The organism is Pseudomonas putida, from assembly GCF_025905425.1.
Lineage (GTDB): Bacteria > Pseudomonadota > Gammaproteobacteria > Pseudomonadales > Pseudomonadaceae > Aquipseudomonas > Aquipseudomonas putida_AF.
In genome coordinates this window covers 1969330-1994210 of sequence record NZ_CP109603.1, presented here as the reverse complement: position 1 = coordinate 1994210, position 24881 = coordinate 1969330, and the positions used below count along the sequence as shown (strand labels likewise).

Genomic DNA, 24881 nt, shown 5'->3' with positions numbered 1-24881 from the left:
TGCCGTAGGTCCAGTTGCGCTGCCAGGCCGCTCCTACAAGGGCTAATCCAGGGCTATTCGGTAACTCCGACCATCGCCCCCGCCTCGGCCTTGGTACTGCCAATTGGCGCCTTCAGCAGCAGGAAGTACGCCACCGCCGAACACAGTGCCACGATCGCACTGATCATGAAGGCCGTGTTGAACGAGCCCGAGTACTGGATGCTGAAGCCGGTGACAATCGGTGCCACGGAGCCTGCGATGTAGCCGCCGAAGTTCTGGATCGAGCCAAACGACGCCACCCGTGGGCTGTCGACGATGGTGTTGACGATCATCCATGCGGTGGCACTGGCCATGTTGATGCTGAACAGCGCCAGGCACAGCAGGATCACACAGCCGGTCAGGCCGCTGACGTAGGACAGCGGCAAGGTGAACAACGCCGCCAGCACCAGGCCGGTGATGACGCTGAACTTGCGACTGCCAAGGATGCTCATGCCGCGTTTGACCAAGAGGTCGCAGAAGCGTCCGGCGACGATTGTGCCCGCCGCGCCAAAGCCGTAGGCCAGCGATACCACCCAGGCGGTCTTGTACAGGTCTAGCCCGTGTTCACGCTCGAAGTAGCCGGGCAGCCAGGTCAGGTGCAGCCAGAGCATGTAGATCACGCCCATGAAGCCCAGTACCGCACCCCAGGTGCTGCGATGCTTGAACAGGTCGAGCCAGCCAGCAAAGTACGAGGCCTTGGGTGCCTGCGGGTTTGCCGCGAGTATCGGTTGCTGGTGCTCGTTCGGCAGCGGTTTGCCTTCAGCGGCGAGCTCGGCCAGGTACTGCGCCTTGCTCTTGTAGAAGGTCAGCCAGCACACCGCCAGCACCACACCGATCAGGCCGGTGATGATGAACATGCCGCGCCAGCCGAAATTGACCATGAACAGGGTCAACAAAGGTGGCGCCAGGCAGGGGCCCAGGCACGTCGAGGACCAGACGATACCGGTCGGGGTACCCCGCTCGTTGGCGTCGAACCATTCGGACAAGGCCTTGGCCGCCGAAGGGAACATCGGCGCCTCGCCAATCCCCAGCAACACACGCAATCCCATGAAGCCGGCAAAACTGTTGACCATGCCGAAGGTGGCCTGGGCCACCGACCAGGCCAGCAACGAGGCGCCCAGGGCGATCTTGCTGCCCAGGCGGTCGATGATCATGCCCATCGGCAACTGGGCAAAGGCATAGGCGATGGAGAAGGCCGACAACAAAATGCCCATCTGCGAGGGGCTGATCATCATGTCTTTCTGGATCGAGGTGTTGGCAATCGACAGCGCACTACGGTCCAGGTAGTTGACGATGCCGATCAACAGCAGGAAGACAACGGTGAGGCGCTGATACTTCTTCATAGGGTTCATTTGATGGCCTTTATTATTATTGTTGCAGCGCGGTCAGCGCCTTGGCGATCCGTCGATCCTGTTGCGTTCATCCCTGGAGTGCGACAACCCTCAAGGTTGCCGCGCCGTCACCGCCGCCTCCAGCAGGCCGCGCCGGCTCAGGCTGTCAATCAGCGCACGCAGGCCGAAGCCCCACTGCGGCGCCTGGTCGCTGGTGGTCACGCGGTTGCACAGGGTGCCCAGTTGCGCGTTGCTGATGGCGACCAGGTCGCCTTGCTTGTGGGTAAAGCCATTGCCTGGTTGGTCGCGGTCCTGCTTGGGCGCGAACAAGGTACCGAGAAACAGCACCAGCCCGTCGGGGTACTGGTGGTTTTCGTTGAGGGTTTGCTGCACCAGGTCCTGTGGGTCGCGGCTGATCTGGCGCATGGAGCTGCGGCCAGAAAGGATGAAGCCATCCTGCCCTTCGACACGCAGGTCCACTTCGGCGTTACGCACATCGTCCAGGCTGAAGCTTTCGTCGAACAGGCGCAGCAATGGCCCCAGCGAGGTGGAGGCGTTGTTGTCCTTGGCCTTGGACAGCAGCAAGGCACTGCGCCCCTCGAAGTCGCGCAGGTTGACATCGTTGCCAAGCATGGCGCCCTTGATGCTGCCGTCGCTCGATACCGCCAGTACCACTTCCGGCTCTGGGTTGTTCCAGCTCGACTTGGGGTGGATACCGATGTCGGCGCCATGCCCGACCGCCGACAGTGGCTGCGCCTTGGTGAACACTTCGGCGTCTGGGCCGATGCCCACTTCCAGGTATTGCGACCACAAGCCCTGCTCCACCAAAACCTTGCGCAGCGCTTCGGCCTGGGCAGAACCTGGGATGATCTGCGAGAGGTCCGCACCGATGCGGCTGGCCAGGGTATCGCGGATGGCATCGGCCTTGGCCGGGTCGCCTTTGGCCTGCTCTTCCACGACCCGCTCCAGCAGGCTGGCGGCGAAGGTGACGCCGGCGGCCTTGACTGCTTGCAGGTCGATCGGAGCCAGCAGCCAGGGCAAGCGTGCGTCACGTTGGCTGGGGTCGCTGTTGCCGAGCAGGGCCGGTAGCTCGATCAACGCCTCGGCCAGCGGCAGAGCGCGCAGGTAAGCCACCGGATCGGCCACTTCGAGCAACGCTGAAACGGTCGCCACATGGGCGCTGATATCGTGCACGGCGCCGGCCTTGACCAGTACCACGGCTGGGCCTTGATCCGGCAGCCAGACCCGCCCGACCCAACTGCCGGTGTCGAACACGGCGAGGTCGTGGCTCAGTTGCAGCGGTGGGTTGGCGTTCGATTGGTCTGTCATGTGTGCACCCTTGTTGTCATTGTCATTCATTGGGAAAGCGCTTGCGAAAGTGCCGTCAGCTGCAACTGCCCAGCCAGCTGGTCAAGGTCAGCGACCACGTGCGCCGACAAGCTCACCCCCTCCTCCAAGGCTTGCCGGCGCAAGGCTAGGCCGGCCTGCCCAGGCAGGCGCACCGGGCGCGCGGGGTCTACCGGGCGGCTGGCGAGGATCAGTCGGCCAAGGAAGCTGGTTTCGTCCGTGAACGCTTGCAGGCCGCCGAAAAAGCGCGGGTCGATGACCACAGCGGTGGCCGAGGCGCCCCACTGCTCTGGCGCGTCCTTGCGGCCATGCCCGGCCAGGCCCGAAGTCAGCGCCTCGACCAGAATCGCCAAGGCAAAGCCCTTGTGGCCAAAGGCCTGGCCGCCCAGTGGCAGGATGCTGCCCTGGGGGCTGGTGAAGAAGTCGCTCGGGTCGTCGCTCAGGTGCCCATCGTTGCTCATCAGCACCGGGTGCGGCAGCCGGCTGCCAGCATCACGGCACTGCCCCACCAGGCCGAGGGTGACCGTGGACATGCTCACATCCAGCAGAATCGGCTCCCCTTGGGTCGGTATGCCAGCGGCAATCGGATTGGGCGTGAACACCGGGTCCACGCCGCCATGGGCACAGACCAGCCCCACCGATGGGTCGGAGGAGTACACCATCGCCACCAGGCCACGGTCGGTGTAGGGCTTGAGGTAAGCCGCCAGGCAGCCGATGTGCGCAGCCCGGCGTACTGCCGCGATACCGATGCCCTGTTCACCGGCGCCTTTGGCCGCGCAGTCGAGGGCACGGCTGACGCAGTACGGGCCAAGCACGTAGTGGCCGTCGAACAGGCTGGAAACGCCACTGTCCGACACGTGCTCCAGCGCCTGGGCCTGCGCCTTGACCTGGCCGCTGAGCATGCCGCCGATATAGCGGCTGACCAGGTTCAGGCCGTGGGTGCGATGGCCCAACAGTTCACCTTCGAGCAACACCTGGGTCACCACCTGGGCGACCTCGGCATCGGCACCGGCGTTTTCAAACAGTTGCTCGACGAACGCAGTGAGCGCCTGCACATCAAAGCGTCTGGTTTGCGTCATGCCTGTCACTCCGCGGTCAGTTCAGGGCAGCGGTGCTTGGCTTGCCGTCCACCAGGCGCTGGATGCCCAGCGGGTTGGCGTTCTGCAAGGCCGCGGGCAGCAACGCGTCCGGTACGTTCTGGTAGCACACCGGGCGCAGGAAGCGGTCGATGGCCAGGGTCCCGACCGAGGTGCCGCGCGCGTCCGAGGTGGCCGGGTACGGGCCACCGTGGACCATGGCGTCACACACCTCGACACCCGTGGGGTAACCATTAAGCAGCACGCGGCCGACCTTCACTTCCAACTCACCCAGCAAGTAGCCGTAGGCCGCAAGGTCGGCGTCGTCCGCCAGCAAGGTGGCGGTCAGTTGGCCGCGCAAGGCCGCGACTGCGCGTGACAGCTCGGCTTCATCGGCCACCTGGACCACCACCGTGCACGGGCCGAAGACTTCCTCCTGAAGCAGCTCGTCATGCGCCAGCAGCAGGCTGACATCGGCCTCGAACAGGTGCGGCTGGGCCTGGTTACCCTGTTGCGCCTGGCCACTCAACAGCTTGACCCCAGGGTGGGCAATCAAGGCCTGAAGGCCCTTGCCATAGCTGCCCAAGGTGCCGGCGTTGAGCATCGTCTGCGGCGCTTGCTCGGCCATGTGCCCGGCCAACTGCTCGACAAAGGCACTGAACGCCGGCGAGCGAATGCCCAGGACCAGGCCCGGGTTGGTGCAGAACTGACCACAGCCCTGCACCACCGAAGCGGTGAGTTCCTTGGCCAGTTGTGCGCCGCGAGAGGCCAAGGCCTGTGGCAGTACCAGCACCGGGTTGATGCTCGACATTTCGGCGAACACCGGAATCGGCTGCGGCCTTGCCGCCGCCATGTCGCACAGCGCACGCCCACCCTTGAGCGAACCGGTGAAACCCACCGCCTGGATGCCGGGGTGCTTGACCAGCGCCTCGCCAACCCCGCCACCGAAGATCATGTTGAACACGCCGGCCGGCATGCCCGTGCGCTCAGCGGCACGGATCAGTGCTTCGGCCACCCGCTCGGCGGTGGCCATGTGGCCGCTGTGGGCCTTGAAGACCACCGGGCAACCGGCCGCCAGGGCCGCTGCGGTGTCGCCACCAGCCGTGGAGAACGCCAGCGGGAAGTTGCTGGCACCGAACACCGCCACCGGGCCTACGCCTATGCGGTACTGGCGCAAGTCCGGGCGTGGCAAAGGCGTACGGGCAGGCAGCGCCTGGTCGATGCGGGCGCCGTAGAAGTCACCACGGCGCAGCACCTGGGCAAACAGGCGCATCTGCCCGCTGGTGCGCCCGCGCTCACCCTGAATACGGGCAGTGGGCAGGGCCGTTTCCTGGCAGGTCAAGGCAATGAAGTCTTCGCCAAGGGCGTCGAGCTCGTCGGCAATGGCCTCCAGGAACTCTGCACGGCGCACCGCTGGCAGGTTACGAAACAGCGGGAAGGCTGCGGTGGCCGCGCCCACGGCGTTGTCGACTTCGGCCAGGGTGGCCTGATGGAAGCCGCCTGGCAGGCGCTCGCCGGTGTGGGCGTCAACGCTGTAGACCAGGGTCTGGCCCAACGCGCTGCGCTGACCGGCGATGAAGTTGTATCCGCTAACGTGCATAAAGGGTTGCCTCACATTCAGGAATGGGCTGTCGATCAGGTCACGGCACCGATCTGCCAGGGTACGAACTCGTTCTGCCCGTAGCCGTGCTGTTCGCTTTTGCTGCGCGCGCCGGACGCGATGCGCAGCATGTGTTCGAAGATGTACGCGCCGCGCTCTTCGATGCTGGTAGAGCCGTCGGCGATGCCACCGCAGTTGACGTCCATGTCTTCTTCCTGGTGCTCGAACACCCGGTTGTTGGTCGCCAATTTGATGGACGGTGCCGGCGCGCAGCCATAGGCCGAGCCGCGGCCAGTGGTGAAGGCGATCAGGTTGGCACCGCCCGCGACCTGGCCGGTGGCCGAGACCGGGTCGTAGCCCGGCGTGTCCATGAACACCAGGCCGTGGGCCCGTACCGCTTCGGCGTACTGGTAGACGTCGACCAGGTTGCTGGAACCGGCCTTGGCCACCGCACCCAACGATTTCTCGAGGATGGTGGTCAGGCCACCCGCCTTGTTGCCGGCCGAGGGGTTGTTGTTCAGTTCAGCGTTCATGCGCTGGCAGTAGTCTTCCCACCAGTGGATGCGCGCCACCAGCTTCTCGCCGACTTCGCGGCTCACGGCGCGGCGGGTCAGTAGGTGCTCGGCGCCATAGATTTCTGGCGTTTCGGAAAGAATCGCGGTGCCACCGGCCGCCACCAGGCGGTCGACGGCATTGCCCAAGGCCGGGTTGGCAGTGATCCCCGAGTAGCCATCGGAGCCGCCACATTGCAGGCCTACGATCAGGTGGCGCGCACTGACCGGCTCGCGTTCGACCTGGTTGGCTTGGGCCAGCAGCGCCTTGACCTGCTCGATGCCGGCGGCGATGGTCTTCGAGGTACCGCCAATCCCTTGAATGGTGAAGGCGCGCAGTTGTGTGCTGGTGGTCAGCCCCTGGGTCTCCAGCAGGCTTTCGATCTGGTTGGTTTCGCAGCCCAGGCCGATGATCAGCACGGCGGCGAAATTGGGGTGTACGGCGTACCCCGCCAGGGTGCGGCGCAACAGGCCCAGGGCCTCACCGGCGGGGTCCACCGCGCAGCCGGCGCCGTGGGTCAAGGCCACCACGCCATCGATGTTCGGGTAGTCAGCCAGCGCTTCGGGGTGAATGTCGCGGCGAAAATGGTCGGCCACGGCACGGGCCACGGTCGCCGAGCAGTTCACCGAGGTGAGGATGCCAATGTAGTTGCGGGTGGCTACCCGGCCATCGCCACGCACAATGCCCTGGAACACCGCCTCGGCGCCCGGCGTGCTACGGGCATCGACGCCAAAGGCATAGTCACGGGCAAAATCGCCCATCTGCACGTTGTGCACGTGTACATGGTCGCCAGCGTCGATGGCCTGCGAAGCAAAACCGATGATCTGGCCATAGCGGCGCAGCGGCTGGCCCTGCTCCACGCGCTGCGTGGCGACTTTATGGCCCGACGGGATCGTCTGGCGCACGGTGATCGCCTCGGCGTCCAGGCGCAGGCCTTCAGGCAGGGCCTGGCGGGCGATAAGTACGTTGTCCAGCGGGTTGAGGCGGATGACGGCAAGGTCACCGGATCGGGCAATCAGTTGCATGGGACCTCTCAGGGCGGTGCGGCTGACTTCTTGTTATGGCGACGCCCGTTCGATGCCGGGCGAATCTGCGACCACTGTAAGAAGCCTTGCGCAACATTCCCAATGAGATGATCCGATCACGCGATAACCCAGAGTTATCAATACCGCCTATCGGCTACGATTTATCAATCGCTTGTTATGCCCTGTGCGGCACGTCGTTGCTGCGCGAAGTCGAGCAGAATATCGACGAACTCACGCGCCGAAGGGGTCAATGGCTCATCCTTGCGGGTGACGATGCCGTACTCCAGCGCAGGCAGGTGCAAGGGGCTCTGCAGCTCCTTGAACTGGCCGCTGTTCAGTTGGGCGGCAACCATGGACCTGGGCAACATGGCGATCATCGGGCCTGATTGCAGCAACTGCAGGAACATCGGCATCGAGATGGTCTCGACGCTGTCGGCGGGTGTGGCAATGCCGGCAACCCTGAAGGCCTGTTCCAGGCGGTTGCGGATCGGCGTGCCCACCGGGTACAGCACCCACGGCCAATCACCCAGTGCTTCCAGTGGGGTGCTGGCGAGGTCATTGAGCGGGTGGCGGCTGTTGACCACCAGGCTGAAGGGTTCGGGCTCCAGGGGCTGGTAGTCGAACAACTGGCTGAAGCGCTCTTCGGTGAAGCGGCCGATCATGATGTCGAGCTTGTTCTGCTCCAGCATGGCCAGCAGATGATCACTGGAGTGCTCCACCACCTCGATCGACAGCAGCGGGCTGCGCGCCTTGATGGCGGCAATGGCCTGAGGCAGCACCACAGGGGTGGCCGCAAAAATACCGCCCACCCGGATAAACCCGTGGCCGCCCTTGCGCAGCCGGTTGACCTGGTCGACAAACTGCTGCGAGTCGCCCAACACCCCCTGGGCGTAGCGCACCACATACTCGCCAAGCTCGGTAGGCGGCATGCTGCGTGGCAGGCGCTCGAACAAGGCGAAGCCGAACTGCTCTTCGAGGTCGCGCAGCATCTTGCTCAGGGCCGGCTGGCTTAGGTTCATCCGGGTGGCGGTGGCGTGCATGTTGCGGGTACGTGCCAGGGTGTCGATCAGCACCAGGTGCTTGAAACGGACCCAGTTGCAGAAGCTGGAATGGGTAATGTCCGACGGCATCAGAGGGCAACCTCGAAAAGGTCCAAAGGCATGGCTATTGTGTGCGCAGGTAGTGCAGCAGCCGGTCCAGGGCCACGGAGTGGGGCCGCGAGCGCAGGGTCAGCAAGCCCAGGTTGGCCATCGTGATCGGCAGCTCCACCGGCAGGATCGCCACCATGGCGTAGCGCGCATAATGCTCGGCCACATCATTGGGCACCACCGCAATCATTTCGGAGGCTTCCAGCATCGCGGTGGTGGCCAGGATCGAGGCGGTTTCGACGATGTCCAGCGATTGCACCATGCCGCCCGCCTGCAAGGCACTTTCGACTCGACGGCGCATGGGGCTGCCGATGGGGTGCAGGATCCAGGTCAGGGCCACCAGGTCTGCCAGTTGCAACGCCTTGGCGTTGGCCAGGGGGTGACCGGCGCGGGCGATTACGCGCATCTGCTCACCGCCTTCGAACAGTTCGATGTTCAGGTCCTGGCTGTCGCTCTGGTCCGGCAAACGCCCAACCACCATGTCGAAATCACCGCGCAACAGGGCGGGCAACAAGGTGTCGCTGGTGCCGACTTCAAGCGAGATACGCACCTTGGGGTGGTCGCGCTTGTAGGCCAACACCGCCTTGGTCAGCAAACCGGGCACCGGCCCCATGACACTGCCCACCCGTACCAGGCCCATGGCGCCGCGCGCCAGCTCGGCGATCTGTGCCTGGGCATGCTCGAATTCATGCAGCGCGTTCTGGGCATAGCGGATCATCACCTCGCCATACAGCGTCGGCTGCATGCCACGCGGCAGGCGCTCGAACAGGCGCACGCCCAGGCGCTCTTCCAGCTGCTGCAAGAGCAAACTGGCCGCCGGTTGCGTGGTGTGCATGGCAGCGGCGGCGCGGCGCAGGTTGCCGAACTCGCCCAAGGCGTTGAGCAAGGTGATCTGGCGGCTGGAAATTTTCAAGGTGCCTAGGTTTTGCGCCAGTGCTGGGCTGTCTGCGGGCATCTTAGACATATCAATTCCGATATCCCTACTTAGGAATTGGCGATTATGCCTATATCGCTCGACAACCTACAGTCGGGTCTCCCACTGCCTGACCAGAACAAGAGTCCGCCATGAGCATACGCATTACCCACCTGAGCGTTCGTGACATTCGCTTCCCGACTTCGCTGTCGCTGGACGGCTCCGACGCCATGAACAGCGCCCCCGACTACTCGGCCGCCTACGTCGTGTTGCACACCGACGCTGCTGCCCTCGAAGGCCACGGCCTGACCTTCACCATCGGCCGTGGCAACGAGATTTGCGCGGCGGCGGTGCAATCGCTGGCACCGATGATCGTTGGCCTGACCCTGGAAGAAATCACCGCCGACATGGGCGCGTTCTGGCACCGCTTCACGGTCGGCGACAGCCAGCTGCGCTGGCTTGGCCCAGAAAAAGGCGTGATCCACCTGGCCACCGCCGCCATCATCAACGCCGTGTGGGACCTGTGGGCCAAGCACGAAGGCAAACCGGTGTGGAAGCTGTTGGCCGACATGACCCCAGAGCAACTGGTGCGCTGCCTGGACTTCAGCTACGTCACCGACGTGCTCACCCCCGAAGAAGCCATCGCCCTGCTCCGCCGCCAGGCGCCAGGCAAGGCCCAGCGCGAAGCGCAGATGCTGCGCGAAGGCTACCCCGGCTACACCACCGCACCCGGCTGGCTGGGCTACAGCGAAGAAAAAATGCGCCAGTTGGCGCGTGAAGCCGTCGCGGACGGTTGGACCCACATCAAACAGAAAATCGGCGCTGACCTTGAAGAAGACATTCGCCGCGCCAGCATCCTGCGTGACGAGATCGGCTGGGAACGTACCCTGATGATGGACGCCAACCAGGTCTGGAGCGTCGATGAATCGGTGGCCAACATGCGCCGCCTGGCCGCCTTCGAGCCCCTGTGGATCGAAGAGCCCACCAGCCCCGACGACATCCTCGGCCACGCCGCCATTCGCCAGCGCATCGCCCCCATCGGCGTGGCCACCGGCGAGCACTGCCACAACCGGGTGATGTTCAAGCAGATGTTCCAGGCCGGCGCACTGGATTTCTGCCAACTGGACGCCGCCCGCCTAGGTGGCCTGAACGAGGTGCTGATCGTGCTGCTGATGGCCGCCAAGTACGATGTACCGGTCTGCCCGCATGGCGGCGGGGTCGGGCTGTGCGAATATGTGCAGAACATCGCCTTGTTCGACTACATCGCCGTCTCGGCATCGCTGCACAACCGGGTGCTGGAATACGTCGATCACCTGCACGAACACTTCCTCGACCCGGTGGTGATCCGTCGCGGTCGCTACATGCCGCCGCAGCGCCCGGGCTACAGCATCGAAATGCACGCCGATACCCTGGAGCGCTACCAGTACCCCAATGGCGCAGTGTGGCTCGACATCAACCGTTCCTGACTGACCCAACTCGGTGTGCCGCGGCTTGCGCGGCGCACCGCCAGCACTTTTCACGGGGAAAAAACAATGACAATCCTCACCGGCGCGACAGCGGCCACCGCGCCTGCCGTCGCCACCGAACAGCGCCTGAACGGCCTGTTGCTGCGCAAATTGATGCCACTGCTCATCGTCGTCTACGTGATGAGCTTTCTCGACCGCACCAACATCGCCCTGGCCAAGGCCAGCATGGGTATCGACCTGGGCCTGTCGGCGGCGGCCTACGGCCTGGGTGCCGGCCTGTTCTTCCTGACCTATGCCCTGGCCGAAGTGCCGAGCAACCTGATCATGCACCGGGTGGGCGCACGGTTCTGGATCACCCGCATCATGATTACCTGGGGCCTGCTCTCGGCGGGCATGGCGTTCGTCCAGGGGGAAACCTCGTTCTACATCATGCGCCTGCTACTTGGGGTGGCCGAGGCCGGCCTGTTCCCTGGGGTCATGCTGTACCTGACGTACTGGTTCGACCGCGAACAGCGCGCCCGTGCTACTGGCTACTTCCTGCTGGGCGTGTGCCTGGCCAACATTCTCAGCGGGCCGTTGGGCGGCGCCCTGCTGGAAATGGACGGCGTGCTGGGCTGGCACGGCTGGCAATGGCTGTTCGTGCTCGAAGGCCTGCCCGCCGTGGCCCTGGCCTATGTGGTGTGGAAGAAGCTACCCGACGGCCCCGCTTCGGCGCCGTGGTTGTCAGCTGCCGATGCCCAGGACATCGAGCGGCGTCTGGCTGCCGAAAGGGCTGCGGCGCCGCAACAGAGCAAGCTGGGGCAGATGTTTCGCGACAAGCAGATCTGGTTGGCGATTGCGGTGTACTTCGTGCACCAGATCACCATCTACACGGTGATCTTCTTCCTGCCAGGCATCATCGGCACCTATGCCGCGCTGTCGCCCTTCCAGGTCGGGTTGCTGACCTCTGTGCCCTGGATTGCCGCCGCAATTGGCGCCGCGACATTCCCACGCCTGGCGACCTCGCCCAGCCGTTGCCGCACCCTGCTGTTTTTCGGTTTGCTGACCATGTCGGCCGGGCTACTGCTCGCTTCGCTGTCCAGCTCCTTCATCGGCCTGATCGGTTTTTCGCTGACCGCGCTGATGCTGTTCGTGGTGCAGTCGATCATCTTCGTCTTCCCTTCCAGCCGCCTGAGCGGTAACGCACTGGCCGCCGGCCTGGCCTTCGTCACCACCTGCGGGCTGTTTGGCGGGTTTGTCGGGCCGTCGGTGATGGGCGTGATCGAACAGGCCACCGGCAGTACCCGCAACGGCTTGTGGATCATTGCTTCGATGCTGGTAGTGGCGGCGTTGATCAGCACCCGTTTGCGCCAGGGGCAGGAGCAGTAGGACGACGCGCTTAAGGTACGACGCGTTGCGTGTGGGGCGGAGCCTCTCAACCATCCTGCCCCACCGGCCGACCGCAGCGCAGCTCCAGCGCCTGGGCAAGCTTCTCCAGTGCCTGTTGCAGCGCATCGGGTTCCTCACCCACCCACGTCAGCGCCAGGTATTGCTGATGACGCACCTGCGTGCCGTGTTGCCCGCCAGGGACCACACGCAAGGCGGTGCCTGACAACGCTGCCACCACGCCCTCCAAGGCTACTGGTCGGTGAGGCCGCAGCCACAGGGTCCAGCCACCATCAGGCAGTTCAAAAGCCACTTGTTCGCCCAGTTGCAACTTGAGTTGTCGGCAGAGGAACTCCATGCGCCACTGCAGTTCCGCGCGCAGCCTACCCGACTGCCTTTCGATTTCACCTTTGCCGAGCATCACGGCCAGCGCCTGCAGTCGCAAGGGTGCAAGCTGAAACGCGCGCTGGGCGAAGGCTTCGGCCAGCGCGGCATGATGCCCCATCACATAGGCGTAAGGCGCTTCACCCCCCACCGTTGCATCAAACGAACCCATCACCAAGAGCCAGCGCGGGTCGACGCAATCGCGTAAACGCGCAGTCGGCGGCCCGCTGAAACACAGCTCGCTATCCAGGTCGTTTTCCAGCAACCACACCGGGTAATCGCCCAGCAGTTGGCCAATCTGCTGCTGATCTTGCGGCGACATCAGACGGCCCTGGGGCGTGCTCAGGCATGACGGCATGACCAGCATGCCCACAGGCTCGGCACTGAGCACCCGTGCCAGCGCCTGCAGGTCCGCCGCGCCACACGCGTTCAGCGGTACCTCCAGCACGCGCATGCCGCAACGCTGCAGGGCGCGCAGCACCTGCCAGCAGCACGGCAAGTGCACCAGTACGGTGCCCCCACGCAGGGCCAGGGCCGCCAGCAGCACTTCCAGCAACGCCTGCACGTCGGGTGCGAGATGAACCTCTTCGGCACGCCAGTAATGGCTGGATGAGCGGGTATAGCGTTCGGCCAACGCATTGCGCAGCCGGGCACTGGCGACCTCTTCCAGCGGGGCAGCGCCACGCGCCCGCTGGCGTGCCAGGCGCCGCTCGTGGCTGAACAATGAACGCTCCAGCATGGGGTAAGGCGATACGTTCATTGGCCCCGCCGCCGCCGGCAGAAGCTGACCCCCGGCAGGTATATCAACGCGCACGAAGTACCCTGACCTCGGTACGCAATGCACACGCCCCTCGTCCTCTAGCAAACTGTAGGCGCTCTGTACCGTGGCCAACGAGACGCGCAAGCGCCGGGACAGCATGCGCAACGAAGGCAAGCGCCATGGCGCTGGCCCTTGCGCCTCGTCGATCAGCGCTTCGAGGTAGTGATACACCTTCCGATAGGCGTAGTCGCCAAGTACCGATCGGCCCATCAGGGCAATCCCCCTAGGCCAGGTTGTCCAGCAACGGAAGCGGGCGGCAACAGTTTCAGGTGCACATCACGCCGGGCCAGGTTGGCCATCAAGCGCCTGGACGCGGGCTGCAGACGCCCCGCATAAATCGCCCGCAGTTGAACAAGCGGCAAGCCACTGGTATTCACCAACCAGTCCTGCACCGCATCGGGGCAAGGTTTACCTTGCAAGGCCCGATGCAGGTAAGGCAACGCCACCAGCATGTCGGAATGGCGGCACTTCAGAAAGCGCTCAAGGCCTTTGCCCTGCCTGGTAAAGGGGCTGAACAGCAGGCACACCAGTTGCGTCTGGCTCATGCCGTAGGCTTTACCCAGAGGCACCGAGCCTGGTTCGCGCTGCCCGCCTCCATCGCAAGGGCTGGCCAAGCGCAATGCTTGTCGATGGACCATTGGCTGGCTGCAACGCCTACGCAATTCGTCTAGTTGTGCCAGCGCCCGCGGGTCGACAAATGCCGCCAATGGCCAGGCGTCCAAGGCCGCGTCAAAGCGACAGCCCAGCATGAGATCGAGCTGCTCTTCCTCAAGCAGGTGCGGCAGCAAGTCATCGATCGCGATGACCCGCAACGGAGCCCCCTCGGCCTCCACGTTACTCATAACGTCCACAGGCTCCAGTGGGCACCCGGCAACCCCATGCAACCTGCCCAGCCCGTTGGCCAGTGTCGCCAGGCACTGGTGCAGGACATGGGGGCCGCGCTCCCCTGCCTGGCACAGGCTACGTCGGGCCCAGGCAAGGTAACGCCGACGCTGGCGTGCAGGTACGGCGGTAATCAGCACATCCGCACGCGACTGCGCCTGCAGCGCAAGGCCCACGGCACCCGCCAGTTCCAGGTGCAGCCGGCTGCCCAACAGGGCTTCGGGCCTGGCATCGACCACATGCCCGAACATCAGCATGGCATTGCGTGCCAGTGCCCAGCGCTCGGTGGCAGCCGAAGGCCGCCGGCTGAAAGGCACGACCTCGCAACCTTCGGTCATCTGCAGTTGCACCCGCGGGTCATCCTGCATGAACAAGGCATTGAAGCTGCGCTCATGGTTGTCCAGCGCGGTGCCGCCAGCGGCTGGCAGGCTGACGACCAGTACCCGCAACTGAAAGGTCACAGGCGCGCGCAAGGCGATACTCAACTGGGCCGCACGCAGGATGGCCAGCAGGTGGGCACTGCGGCGGTCATTGCCTTGCACTACCAGCAAACGGAATGTCCCGATGTATTCGGGGCCACCGGCAGCAACCAGCAACCGCTGAATCAACAACTGCAACGAAGCGCGCTGCGCCTGGGACATATGGCTCAACAAACGCTCAAGCACTTGTTGGTAGATATAGTGCATCGCCTGGTCGTGAATAGTACTCACGTAATCACCTCATCAACTTCATGCATTCATTACACGGCCAACTGCACATTGCGCAACGCGTCGACCCTGAAGAATTTTCTTACAAACCTTGGGAAGTAACGACGTGCCATGCCCTGTCGCCAAGCCATCGAAAAGAACGCCCCACACCGACCATCGGCTGCGGCCATATGCTGCCCTAGCTCGGGCATAGCCATGCTCATTCCACGCTCCTTGCGCAAACTATCACCTGGCCATTATCGAGCGTTGAACATCGAATAGAAGATACAGATAAGGGTAAAAAAACCATTCAGCCACTGTGTGAATACACAATGAACAGAGCGCTCCTAGCATTCAACTTTAATTATCTTCCGAGATATTACCGCAACAATCGGCAAACTATTAAAATATGTAGTCCATGTATTCTTTCATTGTAGGAAGCATCTGAATCTTCTAAATCGCACACACAAAAAACCCGGGACACTGCCCGGGTTCCTGTTGTCTTCAAAGGCTACATCAAGATGCTTGCGCCATATCCAGCACCACCCGCCCGCCACAGGGGCATCCATCCATGTAGCGATGCGCCTCGACCACCTGATCGAACGGATACACCTTGATGATCAGCGGGGTCAGCAACTGGTCGGCGGTGAACTGGTTGATGTCCCGCAGGGCGCGCTGCAGCGCGACCTGGTCCTGGCTGATGCCCAGTTCCGGCTTGCCGGTAAAGTTACCGATGCAGTGCACATAGAACTGGATGTTCTTCTGAAACGCCGCACATGCCGGGAATGGCGTCTGGTTGCCCCCTTGCAGGCCGTACAGCACCAGGCTGCCACGGGGTGCGAGGACATCGCCGAGCAGCGACATCTGCGGCCCCCCCATGCCATCGAGGACCATGTCCACGCCGCGACCGTCGGTGTACTTGCCGACCTGCAGCAGCAGGTCCTGTTCCTCGGTGACGATCACCTTGTCCGCCCCCAGGCCCAACAGGTATTCCCGTTGCTCAGGCTCCTTGGTGGCAGCAAATACTTTGAGCCCCAAGGCCTTGCCCAGTTGCACGAACGCAGGCCCCGCGCAATGGCTGGCATCGGTAACCAGTGCGGTCTGCCCGGCCTTGGCACGGGCCAGGTCGACATAAGCGAAATAGGCGATCAGCAGCGGCGTGTAGTGCACGCTGGCCTCGATCGGCGTGAGAATATCCGGGTAGCGGGTGATCGCTGTACGTGGCAGCACGATCACATCACCGTACACCGGGTGATCATTGGCACTGGTGGCCGGGAAACTGGCGACCCGGTCGCCCACCGCAATGTCCTCGACCCCTTCGCCGACAGCCATTACCACCCCGGCCATTTCGTGGCCGATCCCCGCCGGCAGGCGGGCCTGGGACGGTGCCAGGTTCTGACGCCAGAGCACGTCATACCAGCTGACGCCGATCGCCTCGACGCGGATCTGCACCTCGTCGGCGGCGGGCGACGGTTCGGCCTGCTCCTCGCAACGAAGCACATCGGCTGCACCGAACTTGTGGAAACGGATCATGCGGGACATCGCATACCTCGCCTTGTGAACCTCTATTACCACGGACTTTATCCGGGCTTTGGCCGTTAGACCATCAGTGGTCATTAATAGTCGACATGCTTGTCATTGATTGGGCACCTGACATTCATATGAATTGGCCCCCGGAAATCGGTGCAGGGTAACAGCCTTTGGCCTTAAGATTCACCCCTGCCCCACTTTAGGCGAAGCGCACCGATGAATCGAAACGACCTGCGTCGTGTAGACCTCAACCTGCTGATCGTGTTCGAAACGCTGATGCACGAACGCAGCGTGACCCGTGCTGCCGAGAAACTGTTCCTCGGCCAGCCGGCCATCAGCGCAGCACTGTCGCGCCTGCGCAACCTGTTCGACGACCCGCTGTTCGTGCGCACCGGCCGCAGCATGGAGCCTTCGGCGCGAGCGCACGAGATCTTCGCCCTGCTCTCCCCGGCGCTGGACTCGATTTCCACCGCCGTCAGCCGCGCCGCCGAATTCGACCCAGCGACCAGCAACGCGGTGTTTCGCATCGGCCTGTCGGACGATGCCGAATTCGCCTTGCTGCCGCAGCTGCTCAAACGCATCCGCGCCGAGGCACCGGGTATCGTGCTGGTGGTGCGCCGGGTCAACTACCTGCTGATGCCGACGCTGCTGGCCTCCGGCGAAATATCGGTGGGGGTCAGCTACACCAGCGAGCTGCCTGCCAATGCCAAACGCAAGGTGCTGCGCCGCAGCAAGCCGAAACTGCTGCGTGCCGACACCGTGCCCGGCAGCATCACCCTGGACGATTTCTGCGCCCGGCCACACGCCCTGGTGTCGTTCGCCGGTGATCTGTCCGGTTTCATCGACGAAGCGCTCGAAGAAATTGGCCGCAAGCGCCACGTGGTGCTCGCGGTGCCGCAGTTCAATGGTCTGGGGAGTTTGCTAGCCGGTACCGATATCGTTGCCACGGTGCCGGATTACACGGCGGATGTACTGACGGCGGCCGGGGGGCTGCGGGCCGAGGACCTGCCGATGGAGGTGCGCAGTTTCGAGCTGCACATGGCGTGGCGGGGGGCGCAGGATAATGATCCGGCGGAGCGGTGGTTGCGGTCGCGGATACAGATGTTTTTTGGGGATCCCGATAGCTTGTGACTGACTTCCATCAAGGTCCATAAATACCAATAGAATCATCACTTTATCCTGACCCTACGTCCAAGGCCGTCCGTCGTATTCCGCTCATTCCCAATACGCTTGCGGGTATATTTTTGGGTACTTTTTCCATTTCGAAAAAAAGTACCCGCACATGACGACTTCCCTCCCCACGCCTGCATTGCGGCGTAAACTCAGCGATGCCTTCTTGCGTGCCATTGCTGAACCCGGCAAGTACGCCGACGGCGAGGTACCCGGTCTTTACCTGCATGTTCAGGCCTCGCAGAAGTCGAACAAGCCTGCCGCGAAATACTGGCGGATGAGGTATCGCCTGAACGGCAAGGAAAACGTGTACGCGATCGGCCGTTATCCCGACATTGGCTTGAAAGACGCCCGCGACTTGGCCCGCGCCGCGCGCCAGAACGTAGCTCATCACGTCGCCCCGCTGAAGGCCAAACGCAAGAAAATCGCCGATCAGCTACTCAATGAGGAACGCACATTCAGTTACGTCGCCGAACAGTGGCTGGCCTTCAAGTCGCACGACCTCGTGAGCAAATCCCTCGCGGGCTTTCGCGGCGCTTTGAACAATCACATCCTGCCCACGATCGGCAACATTCCCGTCAGCGAGATCAAACTGGACCATATCATCGAGATCATCGCTAGCCTGCGCCGAGCACGCACACTGGCCATGGCCAAGCGCGTGCGTACCATCATCCGTGCCGTGCTCGGTTTCGCTGAGGGGCGTGGCTGGGTGGAGCGTAACGTGGCCCTGAGCAACACCGAAGAGCTCAAGGTTCGCCATGTGGTGACCAGTAATCCAGCGATCGAACGACCAGCCGATTTGGGTCACCTTCTGCTTCGTCTGGATGAGCTCAGCCCGAGCAGCGTGAGCACTGCAATGCGCTTGCTGGTCATGCTGCCGGTTCGCCCCGGCGAGCTGGTGAAAATGCGTTGGGAAGACATCGATCTGGTCAGCGCCGACTGGCGCTATGTCGTAGGGAAAACACGCCATCTGGATAAGAGCAAACACATCGTGCCACTGCCGGAGCAAGCGCTTGTGCTGTTGCGTGAACTACATGGACGGCGGGTGGTGGATGGAGCGGGCAATGGCTGGGTCTTTGTATCGCCGGTCTACCCAGGCTATCCAGTTGACGCCACATCCCTGGCCAAGGCCTACCAGCGTATCTGGCCGGAATATCGCATCACTGCGCACGGTTTCCGCGCCACCTACCGTACTATCGCTCACGAGCATTTGGGCATCGATCCGATTGTGCTGGAGTTGTCGCTTTCTCACCGTATGCCAGGCGCTCTGGGCGCAGTGTATGCGCGCGCGCAGTTGCTGCCGCAGCGACGAGAAGCGGCGCAGCATTGGGCGGACTACCTTGATCGGCTTCGAAAAATTTCCAAACATACAACAGCAGAGTAGTTATCGGGAAAGTACAGATCCTACTTTGTCTTTACTGACGATGGCCCTGCGGGTCCTGCCCGTTGGCACCGCCTATGCGGTGTGGACCGGCATCGGCGCCGCAGGCACGGCCCTTGTTGGCATGTATTGGTTGGGTGACGGGGTTTCGTTCTGGCGGCTCTTCTGGATTGGCTTGATCTTGGTGAGTGTCGCCGGATTACACTGGAGCGCCTAATCAGGTCGAATCAACTTTCATACTTTATGAGAAATGAAAATAGTCGACGGTTGTTTTGAAGTGTCAGCAGCGGTTCATACTCTAAACAGAAAGCTTTGTGTCGATTTCTGTCTGTCGCAATGGGCAGCTAAGGGGCGATAGCGGTCTGTCGTGAATGGCAGCTCTCGATAGCGGCCACTTGCGAGCGGCAGCTTCCGACCCACAGCGGTCTCTCGCGAAGGGTAGCAATCGGCCAGAAGCGGCCCTTCGCGTGCGCAGTTCCATTGGGCTCGATTCCGCTGTCTTCCAATGCGTGGCCGTCGCGGCCGATAAATACCCGGTGGCATCGATTTTGGCGAGTGAATTGCCGACCACATTGTAAGGGAGACGCAGAAGGAACTTGGCTTGTCGATCCATGGCAATGTGCTGCTCCAGTGGTAACCGATGCGACGCCACTGGCGATCAACGCCCGCCCAAAGATCATGCGTCCAACAGGGGGCGGTTGTTGTCTCGATCCACCGGCACAGTGCTGCTGGCTATTAATGCCAATCGCTGCCCAGGGCGTACCAGCCCAGGCGCTTGACGGATGATGAGTACGCCATCGATATCACTACGGACAAGGCTACGCTCACCGATGTTGTCGCTATCCAGATGCACCACCTGGGCAATAACGTCGCCTTCACTGACCTGCTCGCCCGGGCTTTTTTCATAGATCACGATGCCCGCCGCCGGGCACGGAATATGAGAAGCGGCTGCCAGTGGGAAGGTCTGAATGCGCAGCCGTTGGCCGCTCACAGTCGTTGGTGTCAGGTCACTGACAATACCCTCTGTGGCCATGAAGGCTAGAAGTCCTGCCGCATCCGCCTGCGCCAGGCGGTCGTTGATATCGGCTTTGCCTCGCAGTTCCAACGTTGCCGAGAATCCGCGTGCACCTGAGGTAATGGCATCATTGATCTCCAGCTCGTGCCAGGTACTGCAAAAGACGTTTTCAAACGCTTGCCCGCCAATATCGTCAGGCTCCAGTAAAACAATCGGAATGTTCATCGCGGCCGCCAACCTGAGCGACTGTTCCTCCTGAGTCTGTGAGGCATAGAGATGGGCAACGCAGTCAACATCGCAATGCAGGTCCAGCACGATGTCGTGCTGCATCGCCATTTTCATCAGCTCAAGCTTCAGGGTTGCCGTTGGGGTCGCGGGCGCCATGGATACAAGGTACGTGGCAAGACAGTCCTTCCATTGCGCACTTGAGCGCCTGGTCCCCGCTTCGATTTGCTCGCGGACAAAGCGGCTGCAATCCGGGAAGTTGCGATTGAAATTTTCCCCATTCGCCAGATCGAATCGGCCCAGCACGCTATCGAACAAACGCTGCGCCATACCCAGCGGGTTTGCATAAGGGACGACAGTCACCTGACCGCTAATTTTGCCCAGTTCATCCAGTTCCTTTAATCGGACCAGCAGATGCTGGAGCGCCAGAAGCCCGGGGTGCTCGTCAGCATGCAAACCCGCCTGCAGGTAGATGCTCTTGCCTGAGTTCGCCATACCGAAGGTGTATACCGTTAAATGCGGCGCACAGCCTGGGGAGAGTGCAGGAAGTGGGATTGATCGCCTAGTGATCGAGCGGCTCATCGCACGAATCTCCCGAGCACATCAATGCTGACCAGGCTTTGCGAGTCCCGCAATGCCTCGACAGGCAGCCCCGTCGAGGCTGGCCCAGGCTGGGCGTAATACGCATTGCGAACAGTCATGTTGTCATGCAGGTCCGCCGGGCTGCTGCCTCCCACGTAATGGGTCGTGACCTTACACACATGATCAAAGCTCAAACCATGGCCAAGCAGAGCATTGTTCAGGGCGATCATCGCCTTGCGGGTTTGCTCCGGCAGAGTCATGGCGTTGTTGCCAACCCTGACCCCCGCCCAGAAAAAATTACCTTTTTGCCGCAGCGTCAGAGTCAGGTCGCCAACACGGCGGGCGCTAAAGACTGAGTTACGCTGGCTACCCGAGCGATGGGCGAAGGTCATCTCTCCCACCAGCGCTGTACCCGCAGGCAAGCGGGTGATAGCCGCAGCCCCCGGATCGCTGACCAGCCCCTTGGCGACGAAGGCGTCGAGCGCAGGTCCGGCGTGGTCCGGGCAGATAAACCAATGATCCGCCAGCAGTTCATCAGCCCCGAGGTTTACAGCCGCCAGAGCTTCGACCAGTTGCCCGGCACGCACGGCCTGTTCGGCCCCCTCGCCCGCCTCGGTAACGACCTTGACCCACACCAACTCATCGAAATCCGTGATCCGGATTTCAAGCCCTGCCTTCTCAATTACTGTGCAGCGCAGGAAGTGCCGGGACTCGGCGGCATGCACATCGATTTCAATCAACATGCCGCTGTAATAGAAATACGGAACCGCGATGGGCTGGATTATGACGTCCGTGCCGAACGCCTGTTGCAGCAGCACCACCATCTGTTGTTCGGATTCGGTACTTTGCTCGACGTAATACACCACCAACTTACCCACCACCGGCGCCTGCAAGCGGGCTTTGGACAGGATGGTCTGGATCGACTGCACGACATGCCGAGTCTGCGCGAGCAAATCGTTTTCGTGGGCCACCTGACCGCATTCGTCGAGCGGGCACTGGCCACAGGTCCATGCAAATCCGTCCTTCTGAACCAGCAAGGAATAGGGATGCTCGATTTTCATCTTCCACAACGAGCCGAACGGTAAACGGTACTGGCTGGATTGATCGTTCATAAGCTGACACTCAGGTTATTGAAGGCTGGGTGAAGGCAAAAAAAGCTCGACCTTGCCCGTGTGGCATCACGTAAGTGGTGCCGCATTGGAAGAGCTGAAGGTTGTCCGCCTGACGCTGAACAGCGGACGAATCAGTCGATCAGCCGTTGCTGGAACAACAGGCCCAGGTCATTGGCTGTTGGGGCAGCACCAGCGATCTCTCGGCATTGCCAGGCAATCGCCTGATTGCTGGTGACGACCGGCTTGCCGGTGCGCCGTTCGAGTTCCTCAATGACCGGACTGACACAAATACCCGTGCAGGAAATGAATATGCCGTCGGCATCTGGGCTGTCTGCCTCCAGCGCGGCGTCGAGGAAGGCCTGGGCGGGGGTGCGGAACATGTCGTCGGCATCGCGCTGACCAAAGGTCCTGGCACTGACGATCTCGAGGCCAGCCGAGTCCAGGGTCCGCGCCACCAACTGATTGATCGATGGCACGTAAGGGGTGACCACGGCCAACCTACCCAGATCCAGTGATCGCAGCGCCTTGAGTACCGCACCGATCGGCGTGACGACGGGCACGCCAGGCCGCACTCGATGGATCAGTTCGGCCACCCTCTCTTGCCCCAGTACAATGGTGCCGGAGGTACAGCCATAGACGATTGCATGCAGCCATTGTGCGTCGGGCAAGAGTGCAGCGGCGCTGGTGATGTTGCAGGCAACGGCGCTCAAACCCTCGATGGTGGTCTCGCCGCTGAACGCCATGCGCCCGGTGTAGAGCGAAGCCTCGGCCGGACAGAACGCCAGCAACTCCTTGGCCATCACCACTTCGACCGACAATTCCAGCAAACCGATGGCTGGCGAGTGAATCGGCCCCTGCAAGAAGCCCGGCGGTGGCGCCAATGGCCACTCCCCCTGCTGCAAGGCCTGTTGTGCCTGGCTCGTGCTGCTCAATGTTTTCATCGCGGTGGTATCCCAATCGAGAAAGACAGAACGTGTTCAGTTGCAGCCCAAGCTCACTGCCCCGCCTGCAAGGATGGCTTTTCGCCGGCACTGCGGGCTGCCGCCAGCCAATCGTTGTAGGTCTTCTGATGGGACTTGATCCAAAGGGCGACATGACGCTCGATGTCGGCCGGCGTTTTCTCGCCGCTGAACAGGCGGTTGTTCTGCGCGTTGATGTCATTCACGTCGATGTTCACTAACTGGAAGAATTTGCCCGCCGCCGGATTGGCTTCAACGAAGGCCTTGTTCGCCACCACGTGCTGGGTGTTGACCGCGTAACCGTAGTATTTACCGATGGGCTGAGGCTCGCCAGCGGGCGCCGGCACTTCCAGCCAGATCACGTCCTTGTCCGGTACCAGCAAGGCGCTGACGTAGTACGGAGTCCACGTGTAGTAGAGGACCGGCTTGCCCTCCTTGTACCGTGCAATCACATCGGCCATCAGCGCCGAATAGGCACCGGTCTTTTGGCTGACGGTTGTCTGCAGACCGCTGCTCTTGAGCAGGTTCTCGATGATCTTTTCGCAGGCCCAGCCCGGCGTGCATCCGGTCAGGTCGGCCTTGCCATCACCGTCGGTATCGAAAAGCCTGGCAATCGAAGGGCCCTTGAGCTGATCGATGTTAGTGATGTGGTGCTGGTCTGCGGTCTTCTTGTCGATCAGGTAACCCTGCTTGGCATTGGCCGACAAACTGCCCGCGCGCACCAACTTCGCATCGCCGCCGGACTTCTCGTAGAAGTCGTTGTGCAGAGGCTCCCAGCTGCCGGCCAGGAAGGTCGCGTCGCCATTGGCGATGGCAATGTGCGCGGTGGCGTATTCCACTTCCCGGGCCTCCTTGACGTCGTACCCCAGGTCTTTCAAGCCGCGCACCACCAGCTGATTTTGAAACGACACACCTTGATCGGTACTTTTCACAGGGATCACGGCCACACCCTTGCCCGGCTGCATCTCCTGCGCGGCACCGGCCAGGGAGGTGCAAGCGATGGCAGCAAACAGCGAAACCGCCAGCAGACGCTTTGAAAATTCATGGCATTTCATTGTGGATACTCCGTTGAAAAACCTGGGTCTAACGCAGAGCCCGACAACACAGGCTCACGCCCCATGCACTCGGCTGCTCACTGCTTTTGCAGCCAGCCTTTTCTGTTGTGGACAACACTGCTTTTGTTCGAAAGCCTGCTGGCGTGGCCCAGCGATTGCGTCATCCTGTCAAGCACGATCGCCATCAACACGATCCCCACGCCACCCACCGCCGCCAGACCCAGGTCGAGCCTGCCGATACCCCTGAGCACCATCTGGCCCAGCCCGCCGACGGCAATCATCGAGGCAATGACCACCATCGACAGCGACATCATCAGCGCCTGGTTGACTCCCGCCATGATGGTCGGCATGGCCAGCGGCACTTGAACTTTGAGCAGTATTTGCCAGGGCGATGCACCGAAAGAGCGGGAGGCTTCGATCAGATCGGGACGGACCTGGCGAATGCCCAGGTTGGTCAGGCGCACCAGTGGCGCCAGGGCAAAGATGATGGTGACCAGGACGCCGGGAACGTTGCCGATGCCAAACAGCATGACCACGGGCACCAGGTAGACAAACGCGGGGGTGGTTTGCATTGCATCGAGGATCGGCCGCACCAGGCCTTGCAATCGGTCACTGCGGGCACAGGCAATGCCCAGGGGCACGCCCACAACAATGCAGAACAGCAATGAGGTCAGCACCAGAGACAGGGTGACCATCGCCTCCGACCAAGCGCCGATCAATCCGATCAACACGAATGAAGCCACGGCGCCGACCGCCAGCCGATAACCATTGGCGCGCCAAGCCAGCACGCCGATCAACAGCAACATGATCGGTGGCGGCACCGCCTGCAAGGCCAGGTCCAGGTTGCTCAGGGTCTGGTCGACCGGCACCCGGATCGCTTGAAAGGCCGGACGAAAATGCGCAACCACCCAATTCAGCCCGCTGGTGACCCATTGATCCAGCGGAATCACCGCCTGATCGCTGAACGGCCGCCAGGGATCAAACCGTGCCTGTTGCTCCTCAGCCGTCGAGCCACTGAGAAAATCCCCGGCTGGCCGGACAATCTCGGCTGCCGGAACCTCATGAGATGTCGAGGCATCTGCTGGCGCCGCCTGGGCCAGAGTCGCCAGCGAAGTACACGCAAGGGCAAGGAAACAGGCCCTGATCCACGGATGTTTTTTATAGTTATGACGTTTCATGGTGTTTCCCGTTCGGTGATATCAGCGCTCTACAAAAAAAACGGGGCGCGCAGCCAGACGG

20 protein-coding genes are annotated in these 24881 nt (G+C 62.2%); 5 read left to right on the top strand and 15 right to left on the bottom strand.

All coding sequences use genetic code 11. The features are described 5' to 3' along the window. Positions 1 to 53: 53 nt before the first annotated feature. The 7 genes from OGV19_RS08890 to OGV19_RS08860 form a co-directional block, all read right to left on the bottom strand. Positions 54 to 1361 carry an MFS transporter gene (locus tag OGV19_RS08890; protein WP_264313917.1) on the bottom strand — a complete coding sequence of 436 codons (1308 nt, stop codon included), beginning with the start codon at positions 1359 to 1361 and terminating at the stop codon, positions 54 to 56. A gap of 99 nt (positions 1362 to 1460) precedes the next feature. Then, on the bottom strand, positions 1461 to 2678 hold the full coding sequence (locus OGV19_RS08885; protein ID WP_264313042.1) for a fumarylacetoacetate hydrolase family protein: 1218 nt from the start codon (positions 2676 to 2678) through the stop codon (positions 1461 to 1463). 26 nt (positions 2679 to 2704) lie between these two features. Next, positions 2705 to 3775 (bottom strand): Ldh family oxidoreductase, encoded by a 1071-nt coding sequence (locus OGV19_RS08880; protein ID WP_264313041.1) that lies wholly within the window; start codon positions 3773 to 3775, stop codon positions 2705 to 2707. A gap of 16 nt (positions 3776 to 3791) precedes the next feature. Further along, complete coding sequence (locus tag OGV19_RS08875) at positions 3792 to 5372, bottom strand: aldehyde dehydrogenase (NADP(+)) (protein ID WP_264313040.1); 1581 nt, start codon at positions 5370 to 5372, stop codon at positions 3792 to 3794. Positions 5373 to 5407: 35 nt separating this feature from the next. Next, positions 5408 to 6949, bottom strand: a complete 1542-nt coding sequence (locus OGV19_RS08870; protein ID WP_264313039.1) for a D-arabinonate dehydratase — start codon at positions 6947 to 6949, stop codon at positions 5408 to 5410. 164 nt (positions 6950 to 7113) lie between these two features. Further along, positions 7114 to 8079 carry a LysR family transcriptional regulator gene (locus OGV19_RS08865; RefSeq protein ID WP_264313038.1) on the bottom strand — a complete coding sequence of 322 codons (966 nt, stop codon included), beginning with the start codon at positions 8077 to 8079 and terminating at the stop codon, positions 7114 to 7116. A 34-nt stretch (positions 8080 to 8113) separates the two neighbouring features. Next, positions 8114 to 9061, bottom strand: a complete 948-nt coding sequence (locus tag OGV19_RS08860) for a LysR family transcriptional regulator (RefSeq protein ID WP_264313037.1) — start codon at positions 9059 to 9061, stop codon at positions 8114 to 8116. Between the two features lie 101 nt (positions 9062 to 9162). On the opposite strand from OGV19_RS08860, the gene OGV19_RS08855 reads away from it, so the two are divergent. After that, positions 9163 to 10476 (top strand): L-fuconate dehydratase, encoded by a 1314-nt coding sequence (locus OGV19_RS08855; RefSeq protein ID WP_264313036.1) that lies wholly within the window; start codon positions 9163 to 9165, stop codon positions 10474 to 10476. 66 nt (positions 10477 to 10542) lie between these two features. Beyond that, positions 10543 to 11844 (top strand): MFS transporter, encoded by a 1302-nt coding sequence (locus tag OGV19_RS08850; protein ID WP_264313035.1) that lies wholly within the window; start codon positions 10543 to 10545, stop codon positions 11842 to 11844. 46 nt (positions 11845 to 11890) lie between these two features. Here the strand turns inward: OGV19_RS08850 and OGV19_RS08845 are convergent, their stop codons facing one another. The 3 genes from OGV19_RS08845 to OGV19_RS08835 all read right to left on the bottom strand — a co-directional run bounded on the left by OGV19_RS08845 (position 11891) and on the right by OGV19_RS08835 (position 16155). Then, positions 11891 to 13255, bottom strand: a complete 1365-nt coding sequence (locus OGV19_RS08845; RefSeq protein ID WP_264313034.1) for a GntR family transcriptional regulator — start codon at positions 13253 to 13255, stop codon at positions 11891 to 11893. Beyond that, positions 13255 to 14637: a hypothetical protein gene (locus OGV19_RS08840; RefSeq protein ID WP_264313033.1), complete on the bottom strand. Its 1383-nt coding sequence runs from the start codon at positions 14635 to 14637 to the stop codon at positions 13255 to 13257. Before OGV19_RS08840 ends, OGV19_RS08845 begins: the two co-directional genes overlap by 1 nt. A gap of 492 nt (positions 14638 to 15129) precedes the next feature. After that, positions 15130 to 16155, bottom strand: a complete 1026-nt coding sequence (locus OGV19_RS08835) for a zinc-dependent alcohol dehydrogenase family protein (protein ID WP_264313032.1) — start codon at positions 16153 to 16155, stop codon at positions 15130 to 15132. A 204-nt stretch (positions 16156 to 16359) separates the two neighbouring features. Between OGV19_RS08835 and OGV19_RS08830 the strand changes: the two genes are divergently transcribed. The 3 genes from OGV19_RS08830 (at position 16360) to OGV19_RS08820 (ending at position 18911) form a co-directional block, all read left to right on the top strand. Continuing rightward, positions 16360 to 17274 (top strand): LysR family transcriptional regulator, encoded by a 915-nt coding sequence (locus OGV19_RS08830; protein ID WP_264313031.1) that lies wholly within the window; start codon positions 16360 to 16362, stop codon positions 17272 to 17274. Between the two features lie 151 nt (positions 17275 to 17425). Beyond that, the gene (locus tag OGV19_RS08825) at positions 17426 to 18697 is read left to right on the top strand and encodes a tyrosine-type recombinase/integrase (RefSeq protein ID WP_253102484.1); all 1272 of its coding nucleotides are present in this window, start codon (positions 17426 to 17428) and stop codon (positions 18695 to 18697) included. Beyond that, positions 18594 to 18911: a DMT family transporter gene (locus tag OGV19_RS08820; RefSeq protein ID WP_262923577.1), complete on the top strand. Its 318-nt coding sequence runs from the start codon at positions 18594 to 18596 to the stop codon at positions 18909 to 18911. The genes OGV19_RS08825 and OGV19_RS08820 overlap by 104 nt, the downstream gene beginning before the upstream one ends. 459 nt (positions 18912 to 19370) lie before the next feature. On the opposite strand, the gene OGV19_RS08815 is transcribed toward OGV19_RS08820, so the two are convergent. The 5 genes from OGV19_RS08815 to proW all read right to left on the bottom strand — a co-directional run bounded on the left by OGV19_RS08815 (position 19371) and on the right by proW (position 24820). Further along, positions 19371 to 20516 carry a succinylglutamate desuccinylase/aspartoacylase family protein gene (locus tag OGV19_RS08815; protein ID WP_253105212.1) on the bottom strand — a complete coding sequence of 382 codons (1146 nt, stop codon included), beginning with the start codon at positions 20514 to 20516 and terminating at the stop codon, positions 19371 to 19373. Further along, a complete protein-coding gene (locus OGV19_RS08810; protein WP_253105215.1) occupies positions 20513 to 21628 on the bottom strand; it encodes a Rid family hydrolase in 1116 nt (371 codons plus the stop codon). Before OGV19_RS08810 ends, OGV19_RS08815 begins: the two co-directional genes overlap by 4 nt. 131 nt (positions 21629 to 21759) lie before the next feature. Next, positions 21760 to 22569 carry a maleate cis-trans isomerase family protein gene (locus OGV19_RS08805; protein WP_253105218.1) on the bottom strand — a complete coding sequence of 270 codons (810 nt, stop codon included), beginning with the start codon at positions 22567 to 22569 and terminating at the stop codon, positions 21760 to 21762. A gap of 53 nt (positions 22570 to 22622) precedes the next feature. Continuing rightward, positions 22623 to 23642, bottom strand: coding sequence for a glycine betaine/L-proline ABC transporter substrate-binding protein ProX (gene proX / locus OGV19_RS08800; protein ID WP_264313030.1), 1020 nt, complete (start codon positions 23640 to 23642; stop codon positions 22623 to 22625). Between the two features lie 77 nt (positions 23643 to 23719). Beyond that, positions 23720 to 24820 carry a glycine betaine/L-proline ABC transporter permease ProW gene (proW, locus tag OGV19_RS08795; RefSeq protein ID WP_264313029.1) on the bottom strand — a complete coding sequence of 367 codons (1101 nt, stop codon included), beginning with the start codon at positions 24818 to 24820 and terminating at the stop codon, positions 23720 to 23722. Positions 24821 to 24881 lie beyond the last annotated feature (61 nt).

Bases quoted from the DNA above. Each gene is read 5' to 3' on its own strand.
- OGV19_RS08890 (WP_264313917.1), bottom strand. From the start codon at position 1,361: ATGAAGAAGTATCAGCGCCTCACCGTTGTCTTCCTGCTGTTGATCGGC.
- OGV19_RS08885 (WP_264313042.1), bottom strand. From the start codon at position 2,678: ATGACAGACCAATCGAACGCCAACCCACCGCTGCAACTGAGCCACGAC.
- OGV19_RS08880 (WP_264313041.1), bottom strand. From the start codon at position 3,775: ATGACGCAAACCAGACGCTTTGATGTGCAGGCGCTCACTGCGTTCGTC.
- OGV19_RS08875 (WP_264313040.1), bottom strand. From the start codon at position 5,372: ATGCACGTTAGCGGATACAACTTCATCGCCGGTCAGCGCAGCGCGTTG.
- OGV19_RS08870 (WP_264313039.1), bottom strand. From the start codon at position 6,949: ATGCAACTGATTGCCCGATCCGGTGACCTTGCCGTCATCCGCCTCAAC.
- OGV19_RS08865 (WP_264313038.1), bottom strand. From the start codon at position 8,079: ATGCCGTCGGACATTACCCATTCCAGCTTCTGCAACTGGGTCCGTTTC.
- OGV19_RS08860 (WP_264313037.1), bottom strand. From the start codon at position 9,061: ATGTCTAAGATGCCCGCAGACAGCCCAGCACTGGCGCAAAACCTAGGC.
- OGV19_RS08855 (WP_264313036.1), top strand. From the start codon at position 9,163: ATGAGCATACGCATTACCCACCTGAGCGTTCGTGACATTCGCTTCCCG.
- OGV19_RS08850 (WP_264313035.1), top strand. From the start codon at position 10,543: ATGACAATCCTCACCGGCGCGACAGCGGCCACCGCGCCTGCCGTCGCC.
- OGV19_RS08845 (WP_264313034.1), bottom strand. From the start codon at position 13,255: ATGGGCCGATCGGTACTTGGCGACTACGCCTATCGGAAGGTGTATCAC.
- OGV19_RS08835 (WP_264313032.1), bottom strand. From the start codon at position 16,155: ATGTCCCGCATGATCCGTTTCCACAAGTTCGGTGCAGCCGATGTGCTT.
- OGV19_RS08830 (WP_264313031.1), top strand. From the start codon at position 16,360: ATGAATCGAAACGACCTGCGTCGTGTAGACCTCAACCTGCTGATCGTG.
- OGV19_RS08825 (WP_253102484.1), top strand. From the start codon at position 17,426: ATGACGACTTCCCTCCCCACGCCTGCATTGCGGCGTAAACTCAGCGAT.
- OGV19_RS08820 (WP_262923577.1), top strand. From the start codon at position 18,594: ATGCGCGCGCGCAGTTGCTGCCGCAGCGACGAGAAGCGGCGCAGCATT.
- OGV19_RS08815 (WP_253105212.1), bottom strand. From the start codon at position 20,516: ATGAGCCGCTCGATCACTAGGCGATCAATCCCACTTCCTGCACTCTCC.
- OGV19_RS08810 (WP_253105215.1), bottom strand. From the start codon at position 21,628: ATGAACGATCAATCCAGCCAGTACCGTTTACCGTTCGGCTCGTTGTGG.
- OGV19_RS08805 (WP_253105218.1), bottom strand. From the start codon at position 22,569: ATGAAAACATTGAGCAGCACGAGCCAGGCACAACAGGCCTTGCAGCAG.
- proX (WP_264313030.1), bottom strand. From the start codon at position 23,642: ATGAAATGCCATGAATTTTCAAAGCGTCTGCTGGCGGTTTCGCTGTTT.
- proW (WP_264313029.1), bottom strand. From the start codon at position 24,820: ATGAAACGTCATAACTATAAAAAACATCCGTGGATCAGGGCCTGTTTC.